Annotated in this window: 4 protein-coding genes; all 4 read left to right on the top strand. The window is 60.2% G+C overall.

Annotated elements, in window-relative coordinates; all coding sequences use genetic code 11:
• The first annotated feature begins 88 nt into the window (after positions 1-88).
• On the top strand, positions 89-841 hold the full coding sequence (gene pflA, locus NW844_RS11630) for a pyruvate formate-lyase-activating protein (RefSeq protein ID WP_414335833.1): 753 nt from the start codon (positions 89-91) through the stop codon (positions 839-841).
• Between the two features lie 188 nt (positions 842-1029).
• Complete coding sequence (locus NW844_RS11625; RefSeq protein ID WP_414335832.1) at positions 1030-1440, top strand: OsmC family protein; 411 nt, start codon at positions 1030-1032, stop codon at positions 1438-1440.
• Positions 1441-1531: 91 nt separating this feature from the next.
• Positions 1532-4162, top strand: a complete 2631-nt coding sequence (gene adhE, locus NW844_RS11620; RefSeq protein WP_414335830.1) for a bifunctional acetaldehyde-CoA/alcohol dehydrogenase — start codon at positions 1532-1534, stop codon at positions 4160-4162.
• Between the two features lie 55 nt (positions 4163-4217).
• Complete coding sequence (locus tag NW844_RS11615; RefSeq protein ID WP_414335828.1) at positions 4218-6962, top strand: GNAT family N-acetyltransferase; 2745 nt, start codon at positions 4218-4220, stop codon at positions 6960-6962.
• The last annotated feature ends 180 nt before the right edge of the window (positions 6963-7142 follow it).

Here is a 7142-nt window from a genome sequence, read left to right as displayed (position 1 = left end):
AAACCGTGATGTGCATAACATGGCCAGCAATTGGGAAGAAAACCTCAAGATTAGTTGATATTTTGCAAAAGCCATTGAGGATAGAAGTATGGATACCCCGCTCAACCCCTTGACGCCGATAACCGGCCGCATTCACTCGGTCGAGACCTGTGGCACGGTAGATGGGCCAGGGATCCGCTTTGTCATCTTCCTACAGGGCTGTCCTCTGCGCTGTCTGTACTGCCACAATCCCGACTGTCGGGATCCCAATGCCGGCCAGGTGGTGACGGTGGACTCCCTCATGGCGGAGATCCAGCGCTGCCGCAATTACTACCTCAAGGGTGGGGGAGTCACGGCCAGCGGGGGGGAACCGTTAATGCAACCCAACTTTGTGGCCGAGATTTTCCGCCGCTGCCACGAGCTGGACTTGCACACGGCTTTGGATACTTCTGGCTATGTGCAACTGGAAACGGCAAAGCCTTTGTTGGAGCATACTGATTTGGTGTTGCTCGATATCAAGTCCTATCTGCCGGAGCTCTATCGCAAAGTTACCGGCGTTTCGCTGCAGCCCACTCTCGATCTGGCTCGCTATTTGGATCAGATTCACAAGCCCACCTGGATTCGTTTTGTTCTCGTTCCTGGACTAACAGATCCTGAGGAAAACATCAAGGGCTTGGCTGAGTTTGTGGCCACTCTATCCAACGTGGAGCGGGTGGAGGTTTTGCCCTTTCACAAGATGGGGGAATACAAATGGCAGCAGTTGGGACTGCCCTACACCCTCAGCGATGTCCAGCCGCCCACCCCGGAACAGATCAACCACGCTTTGCAAATCTTTCGCGAGCGGGGATTGGTGGCGGTTTAATGGCTGCTAAGACTTAGTTTATTGCCGTAGCAACAGTAACAAAAACAGAGTCAATCCCCATTTGCATCAGCTTGATCCCAAAGTCATCTCTAAAATTCTTAGGCTGCCCCTAAAGTAGCGCTAGGTTGAACTTATAGGCTAGGAGCTGGTCAACTCTGGCAGATGGAAAAATAGAGGAGGGATCCCCAGTGGAAGTGCGCGTAACCTACCAAAATGGCGTTCAATTTCAAGCCGAAAGCCGCGGCCATCGCATCCTCAGCGATCAGCCCTTGGACAACCACGGCCAAGATCAGGGAATGACGCCGCCGGAGTGGTTTTTGGCCTCTTTGGGTGCTTGTGTTGGCTTTTATGCCGTCAAGTATCTGGAAGCGCGGCAGTTGGATCCTCGAGGGCTGGAAGTGGTTGTTACTGCAGATAAAGTTGAGCACCCCAGCCGCTTAGACAACATTTGCATTCGCGTTCAGACGGGGATCCCGCTCGACGAAAGGCAGCAAAAGGGCCTAGAAAAAGCTGTCGACGCTTGCATCATCCACAACACCCTCACCCATCCCCCAAAAATGACCACCGAGATCCAGGTTCCCGCACCTGTGGGCGCTTAGCCAGCCAGTGAGCCTATGGAGTTTTCCAGCAATTTCTAATGGTTGCCTCAACTTTTAACCCGTATGGATGTGATTTTGGAGGGATCCACCTATGCCTGTTACCAATCTCGAGGAACTGGAAGCTTTAATCCAACAGGTGAAAGCTGCCCAGGCTGAGTATGCCACCTTCACCCAGGAGCAGGTGGATCGAATCTTTCACAAAGCTGCCCTGGCGGCCAACAACGAGCGGATCCCCTTGGCCAAGTTGGCCGTAGAGGAGACCGGCATGGGCATTGTGGAAGACAAGGTGATCAAAAATCACTTTGCCTCTGAATACATTTACAACAAGTACAAACACGAGAAAACCTGTGGCGTCATTGAGCGGGACGAGAGCTTTGGCTACGAGCGCATTGCCGAGCCGGTGGGGCTTTTGGCGGGCATTGTGCCGGTCACCAATCCCACTTCGACGACCCTTTTCAAAGCCCTCATCACTCTGAAAACCCGCAACGCCATCATTTTTGCGCCTCACCCCCGCGCCAAACGATGCACCATCGCTGCAGCCAAAGTGGTCAAAGAGGCGGCTGAGGCGGCAGGCGCGCCTGTGGGCTTGATTGGCTGGATTGACGAGCCCACGATTGAGCTTTCTCAGGCTTTGATGCAGCATCCGGAGGTGAAATTGATCCTGGCCACCGGCGGCCCCGGCATGGTCAAGGCGGCCTATTCCTCCGGCCACCCCTCGCTGGGCGTGGGGGCGGGCAACACGCCGGCGGTCATCGACACCAGTGCCGACATTCCCATGGCCGTCAGTTCAATCTTGCTCAGCAAAACTTTTGACAACGGCATGATCTGCGCCTCGGAACAGGCGGTGATTGTGGTGGAGGCCGTTTATGAGCAGGTGAAGGCGGAATTTTGTCATCAAGGGGCCTACTTTTTGGATCCGGAACAAACGCAAGCGGTGCGCCGCATCCTCCTCAGGGATGGCCGTCTCAATCCAGCTATTGTCGGCCAATCGGTGCAGACCATTGCCGCTCTAGCCGGGATCCAGGTACCCGAAGGCACCAAGCTGCTGATTGGGGAAGTGGACAAGGTGGGGCCCGAAGAGCCGTTTTCCTACGAAAAATTGGCCCCTGTTTTGGCCTTCTACCGTGCCAAGGATTTCCACAGCGCCGTCGATGTTGCTGTCCAACTGGTCAATTTCGGTGGGCGGGGCCACACCTCTGTTTTGTATACCGATCCCGCCAACCAGGACGATATTGCCTACTTTGAGCATGCCCTCCAAACAGCGCGGGTGCTGATCAACACCCCCTCTTCCCAGGGGGCGATTGGGGATCTCTACAACTTTAGGCTGGATCCCTCGTTAACTTTGGGCTGTGGCACGTGGGGGGGCAACTCGGTCTCCGACAATGTGGGGCCGCGCCACCTGCTCAACATTAAAACCGTGGCCTACCGGCGGGAAAATATGCTCTGGTTCCGGGTGCCGCCCAAGATCTACTTCAAGCCGGGATGTCTACCGGTGGCGCTGCGGGAGTTGGCCGGCAAAAAACGGGCTTTTTTGGTGACCGATAAGCCCCTCTTCGAGCTGGGTGTGCTGCAGCCGGTTACCCAGGTTTTGGACGAGCTGCACGTGAACTGGGATGTCTACCACGATGTGGAGCCGGATCCCACCCTCAGCAACATCAACCGCGGCCTGGAGCAGTTGCGCCAGTTTCAGCCAGATGTCATCATCGCCGTGGGCGGCGGATCCCCGATGGATGCGGCCAAGGTGATGTGGCTGATGTACGAGCAGCCCCAGGTGGAGTTTGAAGGCCTGGCAACGCGCTTTATGGACATCCGCAAGCGGGTCTACGAGCTGCCGCCGCTGGGGCAAAAAGCCCAACTGGTCTGCATCCCCACCACTTCCGGGACGGGATCCGAGGTAACGCCCTTTGCGGTGGTGACCGATGACCGGGTGGGGATCAAGTACCCCCTGGCCGACTACGCCCTCACCCCCAGCATGGCCATTGTCGATCCGGATCTCACCCTGAAGATGCCCAAGAAGCTGACGGCTTACGGCGGCATCGATGCCCTCACCCACGCCTTGGAAGCCTATGTCTCGGTGATGGCCAGCGAGTTTACCGACGGGCTGGCGCTGCAGGCAATTAAGCTGCTGATGACCTACCTGCCGCGGGCCTACGAGAAGGGAGCTGAGGATCCAGAAGCGCGGGAAAAAGTCCACTACGCCGCCACCCTTGCCGGCATGGCCTTTGCCAACGCCTTTTTGGGGGTGTGCCACTCTTTGGCCCACAAGCTGGGATCCACCTTCCACCTGCCCCACGGCCTGGCCAATGCCCTGATGATTACCCACGTCATCCGCTACAACGCCACCGACGCCCCCTTCAAGCAGGCCATCTTTCCCCAGTACCGCTACCCCAACGCCAAGCACCGCTATGCCGAAATTGCCGATTACCTGCAGTTGGGGGGAGCCAATGATGAGGAAAAGGTCATGCGCCTTATCGAGGCCATCGAGGAGCTGAAGCGGAAGCTGGGGATCCCGGCCAGCATTCGCGAGGCCCTCAGCGAGAGCGAGCAGGCCTTTTACGACCGTCTGGAAGCGATGGCGGAGCAGGCTTTTGATGACCAATGCACCGGCGCCAACCCCCGCTACCCCCTCATTCAGGATATGAAGGAGCTGTACGTCTTGGCCTATCGGGGCTGCCGGGTGGAGGCTGCCCTCTACCACCAGCCGGAGCCGGCTCTGGTTTAAGGTCGGCCTTCCTCCCCGCCAAAACGTACTTCTCCCTTCCCTCCTTGCAACGGCTATGGCTACGCTGCACCGCCCCGATCCCAGCCTGGACATCTGGAAGGCCAGATCCCACCCCTTAGATCCCATTTTTCTGCCTCGCTCGGTGGCGGTGGTGGGGGCAACAGAGCGCGAGGGCAGTGTGGGGCGCACGGTGCTCTGGAACCTGATCAGCCACCCCTTTGGCGGCACGGTCTACCCGGTCAACCCCAAGCGGCACCAGGTGTTGGGCATCCGGGCCTACGAGCGGCTCTCTGCTCTGCCGGAGCCGGTGGATCTGGCCATCATCGCCATCCCGGCAGCCGGGGTGCCGGCGGTTATCCAAGAATGCGTCGAGACCGGCGTCAAGGGGGCCATTGTCCTCTCGGCAGGCTTTAAGGAAATTGGCCCGGAGGGGCTGGAGCTGGAAAAGGCCATCCAAGAGGCTGCCCGCGGCAAGCTGCGCCTCATTGGTCCCAACTGCCTGGGGATCCAAAATCCCCACACCGGCCTCAATGCCACCTTTGCTGCCCAGATGGCCCGACCCGGCAACGTGGGGTTTATCAGCCAAAGCGGGGCGCTCTGCACCTCGATCCTGGACTGGAGCCTGCGGGAAAATGTCGGCTTTAGCGCCTTCATCTCCCTGGGATCCATGCTGGATGTGGGCTGGGGGGATCTCATCGACTATCTGGGCGAGGATCCCCATACCCACAGCATTGTCCTCTACATGGAGTCGATTGGGGACGCGCGGTCGTTTGTGTCGGCGGCCCGCGAGGTGGCGCTGAGCAAGCCCATTATTGTCATCAAGGCGGGGCGTACCCAGGCGGCGGCCCAGGCGGCAGCTTCCCACACGGGATCCCTCACCGGCAGCGACGCGGTTTTGGATGCAGCCTTCCGCCGCTGCGGTGTGCTGCGGGTGGATCACATCGAAGATCTCTTCGACATGGCGGAGGTGCTGGCCAAACAGCCCCGCCCGCAGGGCCCCCACCTCAGCATCCTCACCAATGCCGGCGGACCGGGGGTGCTGGCCACCGACACCCTCATCCGCGCCGGGGGATCCCTGGCCCAGCTCTCTCCCCAAACCCTGGAGCAGCTTAACTCCATCCTGCCGCCCCACTGGAGCCACGGCAATCCCATTGATATTTTGGGCGATGCCGGGCCGGAGCGCTTTGCCCAGGCGCTGGAGATCGTGCTGCGGGATCCCGCCAGCCAGGGCTGTTTGGTGATCCTCACCCCCCAGGCAATGACGGATCCCACCGCCACTGCTGCCAAGGTGGTGGAGACCTGGCGGCGCAGCGGCTCCCGGCAGCCCATCCTGGCCAGTTGGATGGGGGGAGACTTGGTGGATGCCGGCGAGCAGATCCTTAACCAAGCGGGGATCCCCACCTACCGCTATCCGGATCAGGCGGCACGGGTGTTCAGCTATCTGTGGCGCTTTAGCGACAACCTCAAGGCCCTCTACGAAACTCCCACTCTGCTCCCTGCAACAGCGGTCGAGCGCGAGAGGGTGCAACAAATTCTCGGCCAAGCCCGGCAGCAAGGTCGCCGGCTCTTAACCGAGGTCGAGTCCAAGGAGATCCTGGCCGCCTACGGGATCCCGGTGGTGCCCACGCGGGTGGCCAATAGCCCGGAAGCAGCGGTAGAGGCCGCCGCAGAAATGGGCTACCCGGTGGTGCTGAAGCTCTACTCCCACACCCTCACCCACAAGAGCGACGTGGGCGGCGTGCAGCTCAACCTGCCCGATGCCGAAGCGGTGCGGCGGGCCTTCGCCCAGATTCGCCGCAACGTCAGTGAGAAAGCAGGGCCAGAGCACTTCCAAGGGGTGACGGTGCAGCCGATGATCCGCACCGACGGCTACGAGCTGATCCTGGGCAGCAGCGAGGATCCCCAGTTTGGGCCGGTGTTGCTGTTTGGCAGCGGCGGCCAGTTGGTGGAGGTGTTCCAGGATCGCGCCATTGGCCTTCCCCCCCTCAACACCACCTTGGCGCGCCGCCTGATGGAGAATACCCTCATCTACAAGGCCCTCAAGGGGGTGCGGGGGCGCCGAGCCGTCAATCTGGAAGCGCTGGAACAGCTCTTGGTGCGCTTCAGCCAACTGGTGGCCGAACAGCGGCAGATCCAAGAGATCGACATCAACCCCCTGCTGGCCTCGGGCGAGCAACTGCTGGCTTTGGATGCCCGCGTCATTTTGCGCTCGGAGCAAGAACCACCCGTGCCGTTGGCCATCCGCCCCTACCCCAGCCAGTACAGTTGGCCCTTCCGCGAGGGCATCATCATCCGCCCCATCCGTCCCGAAGACGAGCCGCTGGTGATCCAGTTTCACCGCCACGTCTCCGACTACAGCATCTACCTGCGCTACTTCCACTCCATCAAATACAGCGCCCGCATCGCCCACGAGCGCTTGGTTCGCATCTGCTTTAACGACTACGACCGCGAGATCGCCCTGGTGGCGGAAAAACAGGAGCCAGAAGCTACAATCCTCGGCATCAGCCGCCTCTCCAAAAAACACGGCCCTCCCGAAGAAGCCGAGTTTGCCCTGTTGGTGGCGGATCCCTACCAAAGACAGGGGATCGGCACGGAGCTGCTGACCCGCCTGATTCAGGTGGCCCGCTGCGAAGGGATCCGGCGCCTCACCGGCGAGGTGCTCAGCGAAAACGAGGGCATGCGCCGCCTCTGCAGGCGCTTGGGGTTCCAGTTGCTCCCCTCTTCAGAGGATCCCGGCCTCCTCAGGGCCACGCTGGATCTTGCTGCCGATGCGGCGCTCCCCACCCCCTGCCCTGCCTAGGGATCCCTGGCCCTAAAAACGGTTTGCCGACCGGCTTACCGTAGAATGTGAAGAGCGGCAGCCAGCCTCACGGGTTGCAAAGCCCTTCAGCTCCCCTCTCCCTTTGGGAGAGGGGCTGGGGGTGAGGGCAATTTCCCTTTGGGAGAGGGGCCGGGGGTGAGGGACACAGAAGTGGAGAAG

This window comes from Synechococcus sp. H55.2 (assembly GCF_047462495.1).
Taxonomy (GTDB): Bacteria; Cyanobacteriota; Cyanobacteriia; order Thermostichales; family Thermostichaceae; genus Thermostichus.
Note: the sequence above shows the minus strand (reverse complement) of the source record. Positions and strands in the feature narration are given on the sequence as shown.

What these genes read in the sequence shown, in the direction of transcription:
- pflA (WP_414335833.1), top strand. Translation starts at nt 89, where the DNA reads ATGGATACCCCGCTCAACCCCTTGACGCCGATAACCGGCCGCATTCAC.
- adhE (WP_414335830.1), top strand. Translation starts at nt 1,532, where the DNA reads ATGCCTGTTACCAATCTCGAGGAACTGGAAGCTTTAATCCAACAGGTG.
- NW844_RS11615 (WP_414335828.1), top strand. Translation starts at nt 4,218, where the DNA reads ATGGCTACGCTGCACCGCCCCGATCCCAGCCTGGACATCTGGAAGGCC.